Below are 20,392 nucleotides of genomic sequence, written 5' to 3'. Positions count from 1 at the left end.
CTTAATGAAGTGATTGTGCATTTTACTATTGGCGCAACCAGTCTTTCAAAATCGATTTCTGAAGGGTATCCATTTGTTGCATTTGGCTAATTTTGAACGATGCTTCTTTTTTTGTACCCAAAATTACCGGACAATCTAATTCGCTACCTTCTTTAAGTATAGTGAGCCTCAAAATTGCCCCGGGTTGGTAAGCAGGGCCGATGGCATTAAAAGCAGCTATGGTAGCTGTTTCTCCATTAATTTTTGTGATGATCTGTTTTCTTCTCATGCGTTCTTTCCATGCCGGAGATTCCCAGTCTACATCGGTAATTTCCAAACCATTGTTTACCTTTCTAACTTTCGCCCCAAGCCAGGCTCCGGCTACAGCGTTTGGAGAAAGATTAATTTCCAATCCGGCATAGGCAAGATACTTGCTGTAATCGGGTGTATGTAGTGTATAAACGTAGTTAAAAAACTCATCCAGTTTTCCGCCGGCTATCTTTTCACAAACCGCCTGGAATTCTTCATCGGTATATCCCCTTCCCAGTTTTTTATAATAACTGTAATAAAGTGCACGCATCACATCATCGAGAGATTTTTTGTTTCCGGTTTCATGCCTGATTTTGAAATCGAGCATCATGGCAAGCACCGGCCCTTTTTGATAGTAGGAGATGGTTTTGTTCAGCTCATCGCCCACTCTTCCAAAGGGACCATCAGACCAGGTATCGTAACTCGCCTGGCTTACGGTTTGAAAATACCTACCTGGACTGTTCTCATAAGCCCGGATTGAACTTTCAAAATCATTCAATATGCCTTCAACGCTTTCTAAGCCTGCCCTGCGCAACAACATTTTGTCGTAATAACTGGTTACGCCTTCAGCCACCCAGAGCATATTTGTGCGGCTCCCGTTATCGTAATCGAAAGGCCCCAGGGCTATTGGACGGATGCGTTTGGCATTGTAATGATGAAAGTATTCGTGCCCCAAAAAGCTGAGCATTCCTTTTCTTCCTTCGGGGGTATTGAGTTCACTCCCACCCGAAAATGCCACGGCTGTTGAGTTGAGGTGTTCAATTCCGCCTCCTCCCTGGCCAATACCGATAAAAGTATAATCTTTAAAGGGAACCTCTCCTATCACTTCTACTGCTGCTGTTATCACTTTTTGCAGGTCGTTTATAAAATCCTGTTTTTTAAATTCGCCCAATTGGTAGCCAATAAAGTAATGCGGAATTCCTTTAACCTCAAAAGTGGGCAATTCATCCAGCATCCCAATCAAAATCGGACTATCATAAAGTGTATCAAAATCTGGTGCAGTGTAAGTAAATGCCTTTCCTTTTATTGGCGTTAAGCCTGTAGCTACTTTTGTCCATTGTTTAGGTGGCTTAAGTGAAAGGGTAATGGGTGTATTGAGCTGAGCATCGATATGCAGGAAAAGACCTGTTGGTGCTATAAAACCGCGATCTGCCGCGAGGTAATTGGTAGCTACGAACGACCTTTTGGTTTTGACTTTGTAATTCAGGATCAGCTCAGTTACTTTCCCATTGTAAACCCGCCAGGTATTGTGGTTGGCTTTTTCCCACTTGATTAATGTGCCCTTGGCATCGGAAACGGATAAACCGGTGATGTCATCTGCATAATCCATGATCTGATAATAACCTGGCATCCATACTGGAATCTTGAAATCGTTATAGCCGGGCTTTACACTTGAACAGCTGAGTAACACCTGGTAAGTGCCAAGCGATGGATTGTCCATTGCAACCTGGAAGTCCATTTTTAGGCCATCTGCTGCATAAAGTGTGAATGGCGCCGTTAAAAAGAATATTAGGGTGATTATTGAGAAACGCATATCGGCTTTATTTTGGTTATAAAATGATGTTCGCCGGCCAGTGATCAAGTTAAGCACAAAATGTATATGCGCAAGCAGCAAACATGGCCTTAAAATAAAGCTAATATCCCAAATTCAATATTGCGGGAGGGCAAAGATCCTTCTTTGGTTCAGAATAAGTAAACATCAGTTAAGATATGGCCAAAACAAAGGCCCCATTAACCATTTCCGATCATTGGGGCCTTTAATGTATGCGTACATTTAATTATTGATTATTTTGCTGGTGTAATCACGATTTTCCTATACTCGATAGGGGTATGATCGCCCTGCAGATAAATGGGACCTGGCTCGCCCTCATTACTGTCTAATGCGCCTCCGGTAATGCCCGGAATTTCTTGGTTAGCAATAATCGTTTTGCCATTGGCTACCACAGTAACCAAGCGGCCTACCAGGGTAATATCATAAGTTTGCCATTGATCGGGGCCCAGGGTAGCCATTTCGTTGGCTGTTAAAAAGCCATAAACACCACCAAAAAGTACGCTGTTAGGGTGTGCGTCTTTCTTGCTGTCTTCTATCTGTACTTCATAACGGCCTCTAAGGTAAACGCCGCTGTTTCCTTCTGTTTTGTACCTAAACTCAACATGAAGTTTGAAATCGTTGTATTTTTGTTCTGTAATTAAGTTTGAACCTGCTTTCGGGCTGGTTAATATGCCATTTTGCACCATCCATTGGTTGTTTTGACCGCTAGGTTTCCAGCCAGTAAGATCCTTACCGTTAAACAGGTTGATGGGCTTTCCCCAAGCTGGTGCAGCAGTTCTTTTAAGATAAGGTGCCTTTACACCTTTCCAGTTGTACTGTTTACCATTACAGTTGATCAGTGTGCCTTCCATTCCGTTGGCCGTAAGTTGTCCGTCTATTTTTAAATTGGCGTTACCACTTTCCCACTGTGGCGGAATTTCAAAACTGAACTTACCATCTGCAAACTTTACTTCGGCTACAGGGCGTGCGCTACCTGCAGTAGATACAAAGTAGCCCACAAGCGTTTTAAGACCTGATAGTTTTACTTCTAACCAGGCTGGTGCTGGTTTCCCGTTCATGTCAACAGTAATATCCCACCTACCGATCAGCTCTTTAGGCTCGGCCATTGGCTTCATTTCAGCAGCAGTAGAAATTGCCGCAGCAGCTGTTTTTTCGGATAAACCGGCCAGTAGCATACAACTGATACTGAACAATAAGATCTTTTTTCTCATGGATAAGTTTAATTTATAGTTATAGTGTTTATAGTAAAGTGCCAAGGCCATAGCGGCTAAGCCAATTGCCCGGTAGGGTAAAAATATTTTTATTGGGTGCAATATGCAAATTGTTACTGCCAAACAAAAGCCCCTGTAAGTGTTTACAAGGGCTCCGTTGGTATTAAAATCAGGTTCTATCCATTAATGGCTTTAACACCTGGCAATTCTTTGCCTTCCATATATTCTAACAAAGCACCGCCACCTGTAGATACGTAACTCACTTCGTCTTCTAAACCGAATTTAGCAATCGCAGCGGCCGAATCGCCACCACCGATTAGTGAAAATGCGCCGTTATCTTTTGTAGCTGCCACTACTGCATCTGCTACAGCTTTTGTTCCTACCTGGAAGCTTTCCATTTCGAAAACACCCATTGGGCCATTCCATAATAAAGTTTTAGAATTCTTGATTACTTCTTGAAATAATGCAGCAGATTTAGGGCCGATATCCAATCCCATCCAATCAGCTGGTATTTCGCCTGATGTTACATCTTTTTTATCGGCGTCGTTAGCAAAGCGATCAGCAATTACGGTATCAACCGGTAAAATCAGGTTTACGCCTTTGGCTTTTGCTTTTTCAATTAGTTCTAAAGAAAGTTCTTGTTTATCGGCCTCTAATAATGAGGTACCAATTTCGCCTCCCTGTGCTTTTGCAAAGGTATAAGCCATACCTCCGCCAATAATCAGGTTATCTACTTTCTCCAATAATTTTTCGATCAGCAAAATCTTATCAGATACTTTAGCTCCACCCATAATGGCGGTGAAAGGTCTTTCTGCATGGTTTAAAATTTTCTCTGCATTTTCAACTTCTGATGCCATTAAATACCCAAAGTATTTGGCATCGGGAAAAAACTGGGCAATAATTGATGTTGAAGCGTGTGCACGGTGCGCCGTACCAAAAGCATCGTTAACGTATACATCGCCTAATTTTGATAATTTTTCGGCAAATGCTACATCACCTTTTTCTTCTTCTTTGTAAAAACGAAGGTTTTCTAGCAATAAAATTTCGCCTGGTTTTAATGCAGCTGCTTGTGTGGCAGCGCTTTCGCCAATACAATCATCAGCAAACTTTACTTCAACACCTGTTAGTGCTGAAAGATCTGCAAGAATATGTTTTAAAGAATATTTATCAGTTGGGCCATCTTTAGGGCGGCCTAAGTGAGACATTAAAATAACAGCGCCACCATCTTTTAATATTTTGGAAATGGTTGGCAATGCCGCCCTGATCCTTTTATCATCTGTAATTTTAAATTCATCATCTAAAGGCACATTAAAATCTACCCTGATTAAAGCTTTTTTATCTTTAAAGTTAAGCTGGTCAATTGTATTCATTTTTAATTATTTTGATTTAAGTTTAATTTCATTTCGTAATGGAAACCGATACCGGGAATATCGAATTCGGGCGATTCGGTGGTGAAACCGATCTTTTTGTAAAATGCGGCTGCCGTTGAACGGGCATTGCACCATAAATAATCTGTGTTATATTCTTTGAGGTATTCGATGGCAAATTTTACGAGTGCTGCACCGTATCCATTTCCACCGGCATCGGGATGGGTAGCCATGCCGCGCAGCTGATAGCCCTCCCCCTCTTCGGGGAAAAAGTCGTTGCGCATAAAGGTTGCTATGGATTTTATCTGGCCATCCTGTAAGAAACCAAGATGAAAGGTATCGTAGGCCAGATCTCCTTCAAAAACACATTCTTCGAAGGGCTTGCCGTTACGCAAAACCAGACTTCTTAAAGGCAGAACTTCTTCTGGAAGAATAAATTTGACCATAATTTTAATATCAAGTAGCTTGTATCGAATATCAAAACCGCTATAGGATGCACCGCAAACGTTTGCAAAGTTAATAAAGCAATTGAAACTCGATCATAATATTGGCCATAAAGTTTTAACATTTTAACTACGTTGCCGGGAGTTGGCTGTAGCGAAAGTCACCCCGTAGTTAGCGATTATCAATTAAGCCTAAAGATACAGCTATTGGCATGGGCCGTTTTTCTCGTCAATCCTTTTAAGTATTAGGGAAAGTGCCATGGCATAAATAACATAGGCCACAAATACAAAAAAGCCGAGCTGAAGGGCTGAGTTATTGGCCGTTACTGTACGCAAAGTTCCGCTCTCGATATTGAGGCCGGAAAGCTGGCTCTTTAATATGCCATTTAAACCGATATAGGTCATGGCGATACCAATCACCATCACATCTGCCATGTCCCATTTGCCTAAATCGAAGGCAAGAAAACGCAGTACCTTTTGTCCGCCGAAAATATGCCCGCAGGAAACATGGATACCTCTGGCTATAATACGCAGCAAAGGCAAAACCACTACAAAAACCAGGAGCAGGATGCCTATTAATACCGCATCGGGCTTAGGCTGCTCTACCAGTGTGCCTATAATGCCCAATATGCTTTTGCTCTGAAAAAACAAAACCTGATTGGTAAAGGCAATTTTATCGCCTAGCAGACCAAATTCTAATGATTGGAGACGCGCATCTACTTCAATAATTGGAGCAGTAACGCCTACAACCAGCAATACAAAGGCAAACAACAGCGACATAACAAAGAACGGCACATAAAGCTGGGCCCTTTTTCTTAAAAACAGCCACATCAACAGTGCAATTGCTACACAGGCCAACATACCAAGGGCGTTTTGCTGGCTGTCTTTTTTAATCTGTGCAAGTTTGGCATTTACTAAACGATCTAATGCTGGTGCGCTGTTAACATGGTACTTACGGTATATATTCCGCTCTACGGTAGTAATGGTGGTATCGGTACGGTCGTAAGTTTGCTCTTCGAGCTCGTCCATTTTACTGGTAGCCACATTTTTTAGCCGCTTTAAGCTGGTAGGACTGGTGAGTTTCAGCACAATGGTACGGGCAAAAGAGGGTACCTGAGCGTGGAGTTCATCTACATCTACGAAACTGTTAAAGGCGAGTTTTTTAAGCTTTCCACCCAAACTTTTTTGTGGCTTGGTTACTTCGGATACGGCTTTGTTTACCAAACCATGCAACTCTTTTTCGACCTCTTTCCGCATTTCTGTTTTTTGCTGGGCCGTGAGGTTGAAGCCTTTTACCCTCCGATCTACAACAGCTGAAATTTTCTCGCCCCACCTATCAACCGAAAATATGCCAAAGGTAATGTTGTTGGATAGGCTATAATCTTCTTTGATTGCTTTCTGTTGTACGGCAAGCTGCCTAAAGTGATAGCCAAACCAAGCTGCAGCCATTAACAGGATGCTGAGGCCAACAATAAGGGCTACCGAACCGATCCAGTTCTTTTCTCCTTGAATATTTTGTGGTGTTTGTGTAGTTGCCATAAAAGTTAATCAGATCAGCGGTAAAAATTTAGTGCGCATCGTGTGGGGTAATAAATTTCAATATTGTGGAAAGAATGAGTCCGTAAAGCACAAAACTGATAAATATGATGTACCCGGGCTGAAGCGCCGTGTTGTTGGTGGTTAAAATGGTTAGCGAATCATTCTTGATATTGAGTGCCTGAAGCTGTCCTTCCAATAGTCCATTTAGGCCAATGTAGGCCATCAAAATTGCAATTACAATTACATCGGCCATGCTCCATTTGCCGGATTGGAAAGCAAAATATTTGATGATGCCATTTTCGGCCAAACGTTTGCCGCCCAGCAAGTGTATTCCGGTTGAACTGAGCTTAACTACCGGAAAAAGGATACTGAAGGCCAGTATTAGCACACCTACCAGAATTGAATCGATACCAGGCTGACTGATAAGCACTTTTACTACATCCATGATACTTTTACTCTGGAAAAACAACACCTGATCTTTGAACACCACATGTTCTCCAAGCAATACGAAATCGAGTGAGCGGATGCGGGCATCTACTTCTATCATGGAAGCCGTGAGGCCAACGCCCAAAAGTATAAAAGCAAATAGCAGCGACATTACAAAAAGTACCACATGCAGGTCGGTACGTTTCCGGAGTGCCCACCAAAAGCCTAATACGATGGCCACACAGGCAAGCATGGCATAAGAGTAGCCATAGGTTTTTGTGCGGATATCGGCAAGTGACTGGTTTAGCTTTTTATTGAGCAGTGGTGTTGAAGTGACCTTGTATTTTTGATACATGGCCCTTACTGATGCGCCATTGGCCACAAAGGCACTATCCAGCTTTTCTTCGTTGGCCAGCTCATTAAATTCGCCCATGGCCATTTTGCTCAGTTGCCGTTTATTTTTAGGATTATCGACCTCGGCAATAATTTTACGTGCAAAACCGGGTACCTGGGCACGGATACTATCGCTGTTTACAAAATTGCGTATGGCAAATTTCTGAATTTTGCCACTTATGGTTTTTTTCGGTTTGTTAACCAATGCTTCGGCCTTGTTGATGAGCGCAAGCAATACCTGCTCCACCTCGGTTTGCAATATTTTTTTCTGATTTTTGGTCATTTTCAGGTTGCGTACCTGATGATGTACAATCCTGGAAACGTTATCTTTCCACTGCTGCACAGAAAACAGTCCGTAGGTAATGTTGTTGATGTTGGAATAATCTTCTTTAATCTGCTCCTGTTGATCGGAAAGTTGGTGAAGCCTTAAACCAAAATAACCTTCGGCACCAAGCAACAGCGCAAGTGCCAGGATAAGTAGAAATTTGGGAAGAAACGACTTCCGCCCTGCGATATGTTCCTTTTTTGTTTCCAAGCCGATCAGTTTACGTTAATTGTGCCTTTATAACCAGTTCAGAAGAATAAAATATCCGAGTGGTATTGGCAAATTAAACCAACAACTTAAAAAAAGGTTTTTGGCGATAATCAGAAATATATTCGCCTAGGCTATAAAATTAAATGGTGCTTTTTATAAAACGTACGATAAAGACATCGGATCAGCCTCGGAATATTTATTTTGTCCCCAATTTTGGAAGCGATTTCCACCAGACCATAAGCTTATCTTTCAAACTATTGGTAATCTGTGGCTGATCTGTTGCCAGATTTATGCTTTCCTTTTGATCTTTAATAATGTTGTACAGCTGGATGTCGGTGCCATCGCTGTTCATCAACAACTTCCATTCGCCTGAGCGGACTGCGAGATTTGGACTCTTATCTATTGCCCTTGGATATTTGAAAGCAATATCATTACGGCCATACTCCCAAAACATCTCTTTTTTCCTTGCCGAAGGATGTCCGGCGAAAACAGTGCTTCTATCCAGTCCATCTCCATGGTAATTGGCTGGTAAGGCCACACCTGCCATTTTAGCCAATGTAGGTAGCAGGTCTGTTGAGTTCACTTCTGAATACCCGTCTGTTTTGCCTTTTGGAATGCGGCCCGGCCAACTGATGATAAAGGGCATGCGCGTACCACCTTCGTAAAGGGAGAGTTTTGAACCCCTTAAACCTGCTGCCCTGCTGCCCTTAAAACTTGGCAAGGGGCCATTATCGCTGGTAAAAATAATGATGGTGTTCTCCTCTTCGCCAATCTGTTTTAGGCCATCCAATAACCGGCCGATCTGTAGGTCGTATTCTTTGAGTACGAGTTTAAATGCAGCTTCTTCCTGCGGGTTCATGGGGTATTGGCCTGTATTTTCGGTTTCTTTGCGCGGCACCCAAGGGGTGTGCACATCATCAGGCCATAGGTTTACAAAACAAGGCTGATCTTTGTGCTCAGCGATAAAACTGAGTGTTTTATCGACAAAATATTTGGTCCTGTCCCAGCGTTTAATGCTATCCTTGTCAGACCATATCCAGTCGGTTGCGGTAATGGCTGGATCTGGATCGGGGCTTTCGTAGGTACTGGCATGTGCATCAAAACCATATTCTTCAAAACCGGGAGCATCTTTAACATCACGGCCTCCACCCATATGCCATTTACCAAAATGCCCGGTAGCATAGCCGGCCGTTTTAAAAACCTTTGCTATCGTAGGTGCTTTTGGATCGAGAAAATCGGCCTGCTGAGCCTGTTGGTTGTGTTTTTTATTATCTAGGTAGGTACTAAAGTTCCATTTTCCGGGATACATGCCTGTGAGCAGGCTTACTCTGGATGGGGAGCAGATTGGGGCCGCACTGTAGTATTGGTTAAGCTTTAGGCCATTTTTGGCCAAGCGGTCTATATTGGGTGTGGCCACAAATTTACCACCAAATGTTCCCACATCGCTAAAGCCCATGTCGTCGGTTAAGATTACGATGATGTTGGGCCGTTTTGCATTCTTCTGCCCTTTTTGCTGGGCATGTGCAGTTAAAGCTGAGGCCAGCCATACAAAACTTAAAGTAATGGTGCATATCAAAAATCTATTCAGGTATGGTATCATGGATCAAGAATTATTGGCAGCAATATTTAACAAATGTCTTTAAACTACCAAATCTATAGATTTAACCTGAAGAGAACTGTAATTAATTGGATATAAAGATTGAAGCTAAAGTCGATCCTACTATTTAAATCAAACAGATTGCCTTTGCTATTGTTGGTTATATATCAAGTTTAATTAATCTATTGCGTGGTGAAAGAAGAACAGATCAAAAAAGCGGCAAGACTATTATTGGGTGCTGGTTTACTAACGGCCGGCATTGGCCATTTAACCTTCGCGCGGAAAGCCTTCCAAGCGCAGGTACCAGATTGGGTACCTTTAAAAAAAGATGATACTGTAGTTTACTCAGGCCTGGCTGAAATTGGATTGGGCGCTGCACTGTTGCTGGCACCAAAAAAGTACCAAAACAATATTGGCAAAATCGCAGCGGGTTTGTTTACAGCCGTTTTTCCGGGAAATATTTCGCAGTTTACGCATGGCCGAAGTGCCTTTGGACTGAATACTGACGCGAAAAGATTTTCGCGGCTATTTTTTCAGCCTGTTTTGGTATACTGGGCATTAAAATCGACGGCCAAGTAATTTCAGCTGAAAAATTGTAAAATACCGTTTGTGTTTTCAAGCGGTATTTGCGGGATATTGATTATGCTTTATAACGCTATTACTACGCTTTATCTACGCTTCATATACGCTTCATCTATACTTGAAGCTGCCTTTACTGCACTGTAAACCATCAGGCTTTTGGCAATAGGCTTATTTTCTTTACTACATCAATCAAACGGCTGCTGTAGCCATATTCATTATCGTACCAGCCTACTACTTTTACCAGATCGCCAACTATAGAGGTGAGTAAGGCATCAAAAATACATGAATGCGGGTTATCGATAATATCAATCGAAACAATTGGGTCTTCTGTGTATTCGATCAGTGCTTTCATCTCATTTTCTGCAGCATGTTTAAAAGCGGCATTAATTTCTTCGATGGTTGTTTTTTTCTTCAGCAGGCAGGTAAAATCGGTAAGCGAACCGTTTAATACCGGCACTCTTATACCTGCACCGCCCAAACGGCCATCTAGCTCGGGAAAAATATGGGTAATGGCCTTGGCCGCTCCTGTAGTGGTTGGAATAATTGATGATGATGCAGCCCTTGCCCTACGCAGATCTTTATGGTTGGCATCGTGCAGGTTCTGATCGCCCGTCATGGAGTGAATGGTAGTGATATATCCTTCTTCTACCCCCCAGTTATCGTTCAGGATTTTGATCATCGGGGCAATATTATTGGTGGTGCAGCTTGCATTTGATAGTATTGGGCTAGTCAGATCGATCTGATCGTCGTTTACCCCGAGCACCACCATCGGAATATCATCGGCAGCTGGTGCCGAAATCAACACCTGTTTAGCTCCTGAGGCAATGTGTTTTTCTGCCAGTGCCCTGGTGAGGTTTTTACCGGTACAATCAATCACCAGATCGACCCTAAGCGCCGACCATGGCAGCTCATCGGCCTCTTTGATGGCAAAAACTGGAATTAAGAGCTGATCGATTACTAGGGCATCGGGCTTGGCGGCTACATTGCCGGCAAAAACACCATGTACGGTATCGTACTTAAACAGGTGTGCCATTGTTTTGGCCTCTGCCAAATCGTTTATTGCCACCACTTCAAACCCCTCAGCCAATGCTAAGCGTAAAAATGTTCTTCCTATTCTACCAAAACCATTTATTGCCAGCCTCATTATATCAAAAAAATTAGAGCGCAAAATTAGTATTTAATTTATGGAAACGAAAGGCCTGTTGTGCTAAGATGGAAATGAGATGATGAAAGCTGCGCTGAGCCCAAATAGCTTGGGCAAATTGGATAATATGAACGGGATTATCCTTTTTTCTCCTTTTTATAAAGGGCCAAGGTAAGCAAACTGTTAAATACCACGCATATGCTGATGATGAGGATGATCAGCATAAAATTCCCCAGCCGCTGTAATAAAATTGTGGCTATCATGATGGTGATGTTTAGGCCCAAGCTTGCCAATACAATTGAGTTTGGCTTAAGGCCGAGCCTTTCTAAGCGGTGGTGAATGTGGTTGCGGTCTCCTTTAAAAGGCGAACTTCTTTTTAAGATCCGGATACAGAATACCCGTAGCGAATCGAAAATTGGCACAACGAGCACCGCCACGGCAATAGCTGGCGCGGAATAAAAATCGGGTTTATTTACACCGGTAAATTTATTAAGTTCAATAAACTTAATGGCCAGCGCTGCAGAAATTAATCCAATAATGAGTGCACCGGTATCGCCCATAAATATTTTAGCCGGAAACCAGTTGTATTTTAAAAATCCGCCTATGCCCCCTGCCAGTGCGAAGGCGATAAAGGCATAAGGTATCTGGTTCATCACGGCGAACAGCACACCAAATGTTAGGCTGGTTAATATGCCTATGCCGGCAGCAAGCCCATCTATCCCATCTATAAGGTTAAATGCATTATTTAAAAATATAATCAGTGCGATTGAAAATAGGCTTCCCCATATCAGCGGCATATCTCCAATATTGAGCACACCATATAAACTGCTCAACCGAAATGCCCCAAAAAATACGAGGATAAATGCCACAACTATCTGCAAAATAAATTTAGTGCTGGTATTGGTTCCGTATACATCGTCTTTTAAACCGAGTGCGGAAAGGATAATACAGGAAGCAATTAAAAAGTTGGCTTCTTTGAAATTGATAACCGATGAAAACAGTAAGATGCTCACGGTAAAGCTGCCAACAATTGCCAGTCCGCCCAAGCGTGAAATGTTGCGTTTATGGTTTTTGCGGTACAGGTCGTTTTTATCAAACAGTCCGTATTTTAATGAAGTATAAATAATGCTGGGGATACTTAGTATCACAACAGAAAAGGCCAATAGGAAAATGGCCACATAGAAATAGCTGGGATGTGAATACAGTAAATCGTTAAACAAAATCGGGATGATTGATTAGCAAATATAACTATACGTACATTAAATTATACAAACAGCACAATGTTTAACATGATATAAATCAACTGCTTTCTCTTTAACTCAACAGCGAGGTGCTAAACCCTAAAACTGACCGAGCTTGCTCATCTTTTTCCTGAGTAACGCTATAAGCGGGTTCGGTACTTTGTTCCGTTTTAGTGATTTATAATCGTTTAACAGCGCGGAGTATCTTGCTGCTATTGATCTGTTGCTTAAGCCACCCATGCGCATGTTTACCATTAAAATGGGCAGATAAAGGGCGTTGATTTTATGGGCGTATAAATACCTGAGCATTAAATCGTAATCGGCTGTTGTGCCCAGATCCAAGGCATAAGTACCCAATTTTCCGAATAATCCTTTTCTCAAATAAAGCGTTGGGTGAGCGGGCATCCATCCGCATTCAAGATCTTCAGCATTGGCCTGTTTTGATTTCCACTTCCTGATAATTTTACCTGTTTGTGGATCGATGTAATTTAAATCGCCATATAGTCCTTCTATTTCAGGCCGCATTATAAAAGCTTGAGCTATGGCATCAAGCACATTGGGGTTATCAAATAAATCGTCGGCATTTAAGATCCCGATAACATCGCCCGTTGCCTGCTCAATCCCTTTATTGATGGCATCGTATAAACCTCGGTCTGCTTCGGAAACGAAGTAATCAATATTAGACCTGTATTTTTGGATAATGCTTAGTGTTTTATCTGTTGAACCGCCATCTATTACCAAATATTCGATATCGGGATAGGTTTGTGCGATGACCGAATCGAAACATTGCTGTAAAAATTTTTCACCGTTGTACACAACTGTGATGAGGGATATTTTCATTTTAAAACAGGGATGTGGGTTTTTCTGGTCATGGCGCAGAAAACGAGGTAAATATAGAAATAACCGAAGGATAATGGGGATGGGTTATTTATTTTTCCGCTTGCGGATTACCAGTAAGCCAAATAGGCCGGCCGCTGCACCAAAAAGCCAGGAATGATCGTCCAAATCACATTGTACCATCGTAAATGTTCCTTCTGAACCATACCTAAATGTACCAAATAGACATATCTTAATACCAACTAAATCTACTCCCAAGGTTCCGTCGCAAACTACACATGAAGCAGCTGTACTACTAGGGGTCCAGCTACAATAATCAGTGGATAGCGGCGTATAAGGAGAATTATTATATAATTGTGATGTACCTAATATTTCGAGAGCATTTGAAGTATAAACTCTGTTATTGAATGGGATTAGACATCCTGTTGCGGTTCCCTGGCCGTAGCAAGAGATTATGGATAGAAATATCAAAAGAAAAAAACAAAAAACCCTCATGTCCAGTTAAACTGTACACGAAGTTAGTTGCTCTATGAACTATAAACTACGTTCGTTTTGTTCAATATTCTCGTGGCATTTAGGGCTTCTTGTATTTGGAAGGCTGGGTTTCCGATTACCCGAAGATTTTTAGGGTAAAAATAAAGCACTACTTAATGACTAATAATGAAGTTCTTTTTAATAAGCCAACTGCTGCTGCCGCAGTTATCACCATCAAGTAAGGTATATAATCATCAATCGGCAGACTGCATGTATCTGAGCTAATGCGACGGGCTAAACCTCCTGAGTTTACACCATCCACTGTACAACCACCCCCATACGGGGTATTATAGTCTACTAAGATCCCACAATTTGGATCCAGCGATCCATAACGAACATAATATGTTTGTGCAGGATTATTATTGTAATGCCTAGAAGAGTTTCCATCAGTGCTTGTGTAATCGGTAAACAAACGGCTAGCACCGTTGTAAAATACTATACACCCATAAGGATCCTGAGCAGCTGCTGGATAATTAATCATTACTATGGATAATAGTATGACAAACCTAAAAAACTTCATAAAATAGACAACTTCAATTTTATCCTGTAATATATATAATACAGAATATGCAAATATTGCAAAGTAAAAGTTATTAATTACGAGAAGAAACAGAATCTGGTTTTTCTATGACGATAATCTTTTTGAATAATAGAATAACAAATGAACTATTTTAACAATAAATATTGATCAACTATTAAATGAAATATGCTTCTAAATGCTTAAAAAGCTAACAATTAGATTATGAAATATCATTAGGAGCTCCTTTTTATCCTAAGAAACAGGAAACGAAAGCATTGACAAATATCATGAACAAAATGAACAATATATTTAATTAAATAATATTCAACCTATCTAAAACATACAACGTATTTCCAAATAGTTTAACATTACACTTAATTAACTTTAATATTGGAAACTAAGTGATAACCGAGAGTTGCCTTTTTATTAAGCAATACCCTACCAATGAAGAAATTACAAATAATAAAACAACATAATCATCTAGCGGTATACCGCAGGGTGCAGTAAATGTCCCAGAGATAGCATAAATCTGCCCAGTTTTTGGCGAACCGTTCAGGGTACAGGCCCCTAAGGGTGGGCCAGCGGTTGCAATGTAAGTGTGTGGCCCGCACACCCCTTCCCACCAAACAAAGTTGTTTCCATTACCAGTGTAAAACTGTGTTGCTGTTTCATGGTTATTAAAAACTTTATTATAGGCGTCGAAATTTAGCACCAAACAACCCGTTTGCGCAAAAGCAATACCTGACATAAAGAGCGTAATAAAAAGGGAGAACAATACCTTAGCCATCTTAACCACCTATCTTTAATAACACTAAAAAAAAGACATTGTTAAATTACTTGCACATAAACATACCGTTACATAAAAGATATTCTTATCCTCAGATCTGAGTATTGGCAATACATTAACAACACTAAAACAACAACAATAAAAGGCTAATAATGTTTACAAAAACGTAGTATTACAATTATTTCAAAATGAAAATGAAGCTTGGTTCGGAAAAGTAAGCACTCTTTCAGAATATGTTTAGATTAACGAAAGATAAACTGAGCAGGTTACGAATGCGAAAACCGCAACTTTCTGTTGATTTGATAAAACCCTATAATACCTGCAGCAATTAACATTAATGGGATATAATCATCAATAGGGCAAGGCAGCCCTGAATAGGTTACCGAAGTACCATATGATGACGAATAATTAGTGGTGTAACTATTTACATAACAACTATTAGCAGCTCCGTAAGAAACACAATATGAAGCGGTTAACACTCCATAGCTCGTAATCGGATCATTAACCCTATAGGCTGGCACACCTGAGAAAGTACCGTCGGGAACATTATAGATGTATGTACCTCCAACCACACAACCTGTTTGCGCTTTAACTGCGCCAAAGAAAAATAAGCTACAAATTAATATACAGAAAGAAAGTACTTTTTTCATATAAAAAGGGAAATGGGATAGATATTCAAATATAAAAAAATATGCTTAAAGCCGTGCTGTAGTGCCAATCATTTAACATAAAGATGATACCGTATTATTAAACATACCAACTCACCCTGCTTCTCAGCATAAAACAGCCCAGAATACCCGAACATACCAAAAGCACTAAACTTCCATTATCAATCGGACAGTTAAGCGTACTGTAATCACTTTTTACACCTGAATAATAATCATTAACTCCGAACCAATAATAAACCCTACAGGGAATTTGGGTAGCAGACGGGCATTTGGTACCTAAGGGTGTATCGCCAGAATAATAGCCATAATTATCTACCCCCGGATTAGAGGTACTTGCTCCTGTGTAAATATCTCCGTTATACAAACAACCCGTTTGTGCCAAGGATTTGCTCATTGCAAAGAAAAAAAACCATAATAATATAAAACAGAACTTTGCCATACAGATTTGAATATGAACAAAATTAACTTATACACGTAGCTCTACGAATACAAAAAACAATTTTATGTTGATTTTTATCAATGTAAAAACAATCCTTTTAACTTGTTCAACACGAGGAATCTCAAGTTTCTCTAAACTATAAGTTAAGTAAAACCGTTGTTTATGAGGTAGGTTAAACAGCAGTTACCAGACGCTGATTAAAAAGACAAAAAGTTTTTGCAAATGCATTATAGAGAAATAAGCCTAGTTGACTTTCCAATTTAATTTTTTTTTAAGCATCTTTAACCCATATTTGTTAATCACCATGGTGATATTCAGATTACATCCCGACAATCATGATCCCGACAAAAGCAATTTTAAAATTTCTGTGTATTTTTCTAATTAGTATCACTTTTATAGGGTGTGCTGCCCGAAAGGAACATAGTTTATTCAATGCGCCAAGCGATATTGTTACCGATACAATTAAGCAAGTGTATGTTGTAAATGACCAAGGGATCAGTGATGCCTATTACAAAATTAGGGTAAATGACCAGTTGGCGGTCCGAAATGTGCAGAACAAGGAGTTTGGAGCATTACCAAGCGCAGGCAATACTTCCAGTAATGTCCAAAATACAGTTAGTGGGAATATCAACAATGTTCTTTCTTATCCTGTAGATATTGATGGAAAAGTAAATCTGCCTGCCATTGGTAAAGTAGAGGTATTGGGTTTAAGCAGACGTGAAGCTGCCTTAAAAATACAGGATTTGTATGCTAAACAATTGCTCCGCGACCCCATTATTGAGTTAAGTGTAGTAAACCTAAAAGTTACCTTACTGGGTGAATTTAGCAAACAGGGCAACTTTTTATTAGAGCGCGAAAACACCACCCTTATTGACATTATTGGCGAAGCAGGTGGCATCAATAAAACAGCTGATCCGAAAACGCTCAAAATTATCCGCGGCGACAGAAGCCATCCAGAGATCATTTACGTTAATTTAAATGATATCAACAGTTTGGCCAGCAAAAAATTAACTCTTCAGAACAACGACCTGATTGTACTTCAACAGACCAAAAGCTCGGCCATTACCGAAAAGTTAGCCAGTGTTAACAATATTGTACAGCCAATTCTTGTTGTGGTCAACTTGGCTGTCTTAATCCTTTCATTTACGCGCTAATGGATAATACAGCATCAACCGAAAATAGAAAGTTAGCCAGCCAATCCATTAATTACTGGAAAATTGCGCTGATTTTTCTCAGCAGGTGGTACTGGGTGGCTGCAACCGTACTGATCAGCTTTGTAATGGCCTGGCTATATGTTAGGAGCATCACCCCTATTTATATTACTTCTGCTTCGTTAAAATTAGATAGCGATCAACAGCAGCAGTTCAACTCCCTGCCTGGTTCGCCTGTAAATTATCGGCCATTTAATCAAAATCAAATCCAGACCGAAGGCATTATCATGCGATCGGAAGATGTCATCCTGAATGCGTTGAAGAATCTTGATTATAAAATCAGTTATTATTTGGAAGGAAGGGTGAGGGTAACAGAGCTTTATCCTAAGCAACCTTTTCAGATAGATATCTTAACCCAGGATTCGGTTAACTTCAGTAGAGCCACTTACTCGGTTAAACCCATTGATAACCGGACATTTGAACTGTCTTCTAGCGATGATAGTAAAAGCACTAAAAAATATCAATATGGCCAGGCCATAAGTGCCGGCAATATGGTATTTACAGTCAAAACAGAAATCCCGGCAACTGGGAACTATAGCTTTAAATTTAACGGTATTAGAGATCTTTACGGAAGGGCTGCGGGTGGTTTGAATGTATTTGAACAGGAGAAGAACACCAACATTATGGGCGTAACCCATACCGATAGTAATCCTGTTTTCTCGGCCAATATACTGAATGAAATTATTAAACAGTATGTCAAAAATGATGCACAGCTTAAAAAACGATCAGCCAAGCAAACAATTGATTACTTAGATAGCCAGATTGCATTTCTTGATGAACAGGTTAACAAATCAGGCAACAAGCTTTCCAGTTTTCAAAGTAGCAATAAATTAATTGATCCAACTACCGACAGGCAGCTTGGGAATTCGAGATTAGGCAATCTTCAAAATCAAATTGCAGAGCTACAATTGCAGGAATTGGCTATCCAGCAATTAGAAAATCAAGTAAAAAACAATAAAGAAAAGATTCAGCTTAACCTTAACCTAGAAGGCACCAATAGCACGCTTTTGGCCGGCCTAATTACCCAACTTAATGGGTTAATTATTACCCGGGAAAATAAATTACAAAATTTCAATGCTGATGCACAACCAATCCAAGAAATTAACAAACAAATTAATGAAGTAAAACAGGCTATTGTAACCAATATCCGCTTACTACACGAGCGTAATCAAAAAACGATTGATTACATTAATGGGCAAATCGGTCAGGCGAACCAAGCGCTTGGTAATATACCCGCTAAACAAAATGATTTTGCCAAGCTACAGAGTAATTTCGATATTAACCAGCGGATGTTTTCGATGCTGTTTGAACGTAAACTTTCTGCACAGATCAGCTCGGCAGCAGTGATTTCGGGCGCCAACATCATCAGTGTTGCCCAGCCCTCATTTTCTCCGATTTCGCCAGTGCCGAACAAAATTTATTCTTCTTATTTATTTATGGGCTTGTTTTCAGGACTTGGCTTAATCCTACTGGTTAGAATACTTAACCCATATCTATATGATATTGAAACGATTGAAGGCTTAACCGCTACCCCAATTATTGGCGTAATTTTGAAGTATCCTAAAAAAGTAGAGCTTGGAGAAAGTGTGTTATCCATAGAAAGACCAAAATCCATATTTGCTGAATCAGTCCGATCGGTGAGAACCAACTTGAGTTTTATGGCCAGCGATAAAGATACTAAGGTAATCTGTATCACTTCGGAAGTGTCTGGAGAGGGCAAATCATTTGTGAGTTTAAACCTTGCCGGAACTTTGTCCATTATTGAAAAAAAAGTAATCCTCATTGCAGCGGATTTACGTAAATCGAAACTGCACCATGCTTTTGGTTCAGAAAACCGTATTGGTTTGAGTAATTACTTATCTAATCAGGCTGCTTTATCCGATATCATTTTTACAGATGAAAGACACCATATCGATTATATTACTTCGGGGCCCGTACCTCCAAACCCATCAGAACTGTTGCACAATAAAGCGATGGCCACATTGATTGAAAAACTTAGGGAAAGCTACGAATATATCATTATCGATACTGCTCCTGTAGGATTGGTTTCTGATTCGGTTCCATTAATCAGAAACGCAGATATCAATCTGTTTATCATCCGTTCTGGCGTATCTAAATTCAGGGCCGCTACCATTCCTGATCGGTTATCAAAAGAGTACGGACTGAACAACATTGCCATCATTTTAAATTCGTTTGGCGATGAGAAACTACATGCCAACATTTACACTACCAATTATGCCCATAGCAATACCGGAACTTATTATTATTCTAATTACACGGGCTATGGCAAAAGTGGTTACTATGATGATGAGAAAAATTGGTGGGAGTTTTGGAAGAAAAAGGGCTAGAGGGTTAACTATTTAATTGTTTAAACTGGTTAACTGTAAAGAGGATGAAAATGGAAGAGGTAAAATGGATGATGGTACTTGATGGTTTTCACAGTTTTGGTAATAATGGCTAAGGGTAAATGATAGATCAAAATTACAGGTGGTATCCGGTTTATACGCGTTCGAGGGCAGAGAAAAAAGCTGACGATGAACTGAACAGAAAAGGGATTTCAACTTATCTACCTCTTAAAAAGACGGTTAAGCAGTGGAGCGACCGCAAAAAAATCGTTGAGGAGCCTTTGATTAAATCTTATCTATTTGTGTATATTTCGGCTAAAGAATATGCAGAAGTTTTAATGACAAACGGCATTGCAAGGTTTGTTTACTTCTCCGGAAAAGTAGCCTCCATACCCGACCAGCAAATCCATGATCTTAAACTCCTGCTTGCCACAGATGCCGATTTAGCGGTAATTGATTACGACATTAAAACTGGTGAAAGGGTATTGATTAAAGCTGGTCCTTTTAAGGGGATGATTGCAGAGCTGGTATCGGTACAAAATAAACAGCGTATTATTTTACGTTTACAAAATATGGGTTATTCCATTAACATTAACACATCGATAGCGTTTATAGAACCGATTTAGATATGGGAGACGTATAATGAAAGATGTGAGATGGGGAACAAACAATATTTAGCAAAAAAGCGCTGAGGCTTTATCTTCAGCATTATTCATAAAATCAAATAAACAGT

18 protein-coding genes are annotated in these 20,392 nt (G+C 40.3%); 4 read left to right on the top strand and 14 right to left on the bottom strand.

Annotation, left to right across the window (positions count from 1 at the left end; all coding sequences use genetic code 11):
• Positions 1-25: 25 nt before the first annotated feature.
• The 7 genes from ACS5PU_RS12830 to ACS5PU_RS12800 form a co-directional block, all read right to left on the bottom strand.
• Positions 26-1,822, bottom strand: a complete 1,797-nt coding sequence (locus tag ACS5PU_RS12830; RefSeq protein ID WP_439459570.1) for a M61 family metallopeptidase — start codon at positions 1,820-1,822, stop codon at positions 26-28.
• A 251-nt stretch (positions 1,823-2,073) separates the two neighbouring features.
• Entirely contained in the window at positions 2,074-3,051 is a 978-nt protein-coding gene (locus ACS5PU_RS12825) for a 3-keto-disaccharide hydrolase (protein WP_439459569.1), read from the bottom strand.
• A 176-nt stretch (positions 3,052-3,227) separates the two neighbouring features.
• Positions 3,228-4,421: a phosphoglycerate kinase gene (locus ACS5PU_RS12820; RefSeq protein ID WP_439459568.1), complete on the bottom strand. Its 1,194-nt coding sequence runs from the start codon at positions 4,419-4,421 to the stop codon at positions 3,228-3,230.
• A 2-nt stretch (positions 4,422-4,423) separates the two neighbouring features.
• A complete protein-coding gene (locus ACS5PU_RS12815) occupies positions 4,424-4,864 on the bottom strand; it encodes a GNAT family N-acetyltransferase (RefSeq protein ID WP_439459567.1) in 441 nt (146 codons plus the stop codon).
• 201 nt (positions 4,865-5,065) lie between these two features.
• A complete protein-coding gene (locus tag ACS5PU_RS12810) occupies positions 5,066-6,400 on the bottom strand; it encodes a paraquat-inducible protein A (RefSeq protein ID WP_439459566.1) in 1,335 nt (444 codons plus the stop codon).
• A gap of 28 nt (positions 6,401-6,428) precedes the next feature.
• Entirely contained in the window at positions 6,429-7,754 is a 1,326-nt protein-coding gene (locus ACS5PU_RS12805) for a paraquat-inducible protein A (protein WP_439459565.1), read from the bottom strand.
• Positions 7,755-7,950: 196 nt separating this feature from the next.
• The gene (locus ACS5PU_RS12800; protein WP_439459564.1) at positions 7,951-9,354 is read right to left on the bottom strand and encodes a sulfatase-like hydrolase/transferase; all 1,404 of its coding nucleotides are present in this window, start codon (positions 9,352-9,354) and stop codon (positions 7,951-7,953) included.
• Positions 9,355-9,543: 189 nt separating this feature from the next.
• Here ACS5PU_RS12800 and ACS5PU_RS12795 point away from each other — a divergent pair, with 189 nt between their 5' ends.
• Positions 9,544-9,930, top strand: coding sequence for a DoxX family protein (locus tag ACS5PU_RS12795; RefSeq protein ID WP_439459563.1), 387 nt, complete (start codon positions 9,544-9,546; stop codon positions 9,928-9,930).
• A 151-nt stretch (positions 9,931-10,081) separates the two neighbouring features.
• Here ACS5PU_RS12795 and gap read toward each other — a convergent pair whose 3' ends face one another.
• The 7 genes from gap to ACS5PU_RS12760 all read right to left on the bottom strand — a co-directional run bounded on the left by gap (position 10,082) and on the right by ACS5PU_RS12760 (position 16,058).
• Complete coding sequence (gene gap, locus ACS5PU_RS12790) at positions 10,082-11,077, bottom strand: type I glyceraldehyde-3-phosphate dehydrogenase (protein ID WP_439459562.1); 996 nt, start codon at positions 11,075-11,077, stop codon at positions 10,082-10,084.
• Positions 11,078-11,214: 137 nt separating this feature from the next.
• Entirely contained in the window at positions 11,215-12,297 is a 1,083-nt protein-coding gene (locus tag ACS5PU_RS12785; RefSeq protein WP_439459561.1) for an MraY family glycosyltransferase, read from the bottom strand.
• Positions 12,298-12,417: 120 nt separating this feature from the next.
• Entirely contained in the window at positions 12,418-13,158 is a 741-nt protein-coding gene (locus ACS5PU_RS12780) for a glycosyltransferase family 2 protein (protein ID WP_439459560.1), read from the bottom strand.
• A 640-nt stretch (positions 13,159-13,798) separates the two neighbouring features.
• Positions 13,799-14,170 (bottom strand): hypothetical protein, encoded by a 372-nt coding sequence (locus tag ACS5PU_RS12775; RefSeq protein WP_439459559.1) that lies wholly within the window; start codon positions 14,168-14,170, stop codon positions 13,799-13,801.
• A gap of 436 nt (positions 14,171-14,606) precedes the next feature.
• The gene (locus ACS5PU_RS12770) at positions 14,607-14,996 is read right to left on the bottom strand and encodes a hypothetical protein (RefSeq protein ID WP_439459558.1); all 390 of its coding nucleotides are present in this window, start codon (positions 14,994-14,996) and stop codon (positions 14,607-14,609) included.
• Positions 14,997-15,262: 266 nt separating this feature from the next.
• On the bottom strand, positions 15,263-15,646 hold the full coding sequence (locus ACS5PU_RS12765; RefSeq protein WP_439459557.1) for a hypothetical protein: 384 nt from the start codon (positions 15,644-15,646) through the stop codon (positions 15,263-15,265).
• Positions 15,647-15,743: 97 nt separating this feature from the next.
• Positions 15,744-16,058 carry a hypothetical protein gene (locus tag ACS5PU_RS12760; RefSeq protein ID WP_439459556.1) on the bottom strand — a complete coding sequence of 105 codons (315 nt, stop codon included), beginning with the start codon at positions 16,056-16,058 and terminating at the stop codon, positions 15,744-15,746.
• A gap of 380 nt (positions 16,059-16,438) precedes the next feature.
• Between ACS5PU_RS12760 and ACS5PU_RS12755 the strand changes: the two genes are divergently transcribed.
• The 3 genes from ACS5PU_RS12755 to ACS5PU_RS12745 all read left to right on the top strand — a co-directional run bounded on the left by ACS5PU_RS12755 (position 16,439) and on the right by ACS5PU_RS12745 (position 20,285).
• Positions 16,439-17,257 carry a polysaccharide biosynthesis/export family protein gene (locus ACS5PU_RS12755; RefSeq protein ID WP_439459555.1) on the top strand — a complete coding sequence of 273 codons (819 nt, stop codon included), beginning with the start codon at positions 16,439-16,441 and terminating at the stop codon, positions 17,255-17,257.
• Entirely contained in the window at positions 17,257-19,662 is a 2,406-nt protein-coding gene (locus ACS5PU_RS12750; RefSeq protein WP_439459554.1) for a GumC family protein, read from the top strand. The genes ACS5PU_RS12755 and ACS5PU_RS12750 overlap by 1 nt, the downstream gene beginning before the upstream one ends.
• 119 nt (positions 19,663-19,781) lie before the next feature.
• Positions 19,782-20,285, top strand: a complete 504-nt coding sequence (locus ACS5PU_RS12745; protein WP_439459553.1) for a UpxY family transcription antiterminator — start codon at positions 19,782-19,784, stop codon at positions 20,283-20,285.
• Positions 20,286-20,392 lie beyond the last annotated feature (107 nt).

This window comes from Pedobacter sp. GSP4 (genome assembly GCF_051857575.1).
In the GTDB taxonomy this organism is placed as follows: Bacteria; Bacteroidota; Bacteroidia; order Sphingobacteriales; family Sphingobacteriaceae; genus Pedobacter.
Note: the sequence above shows the minus strand (reverse complement) of the source record. Positions and strands in the feature narration are given on the sequence as shown.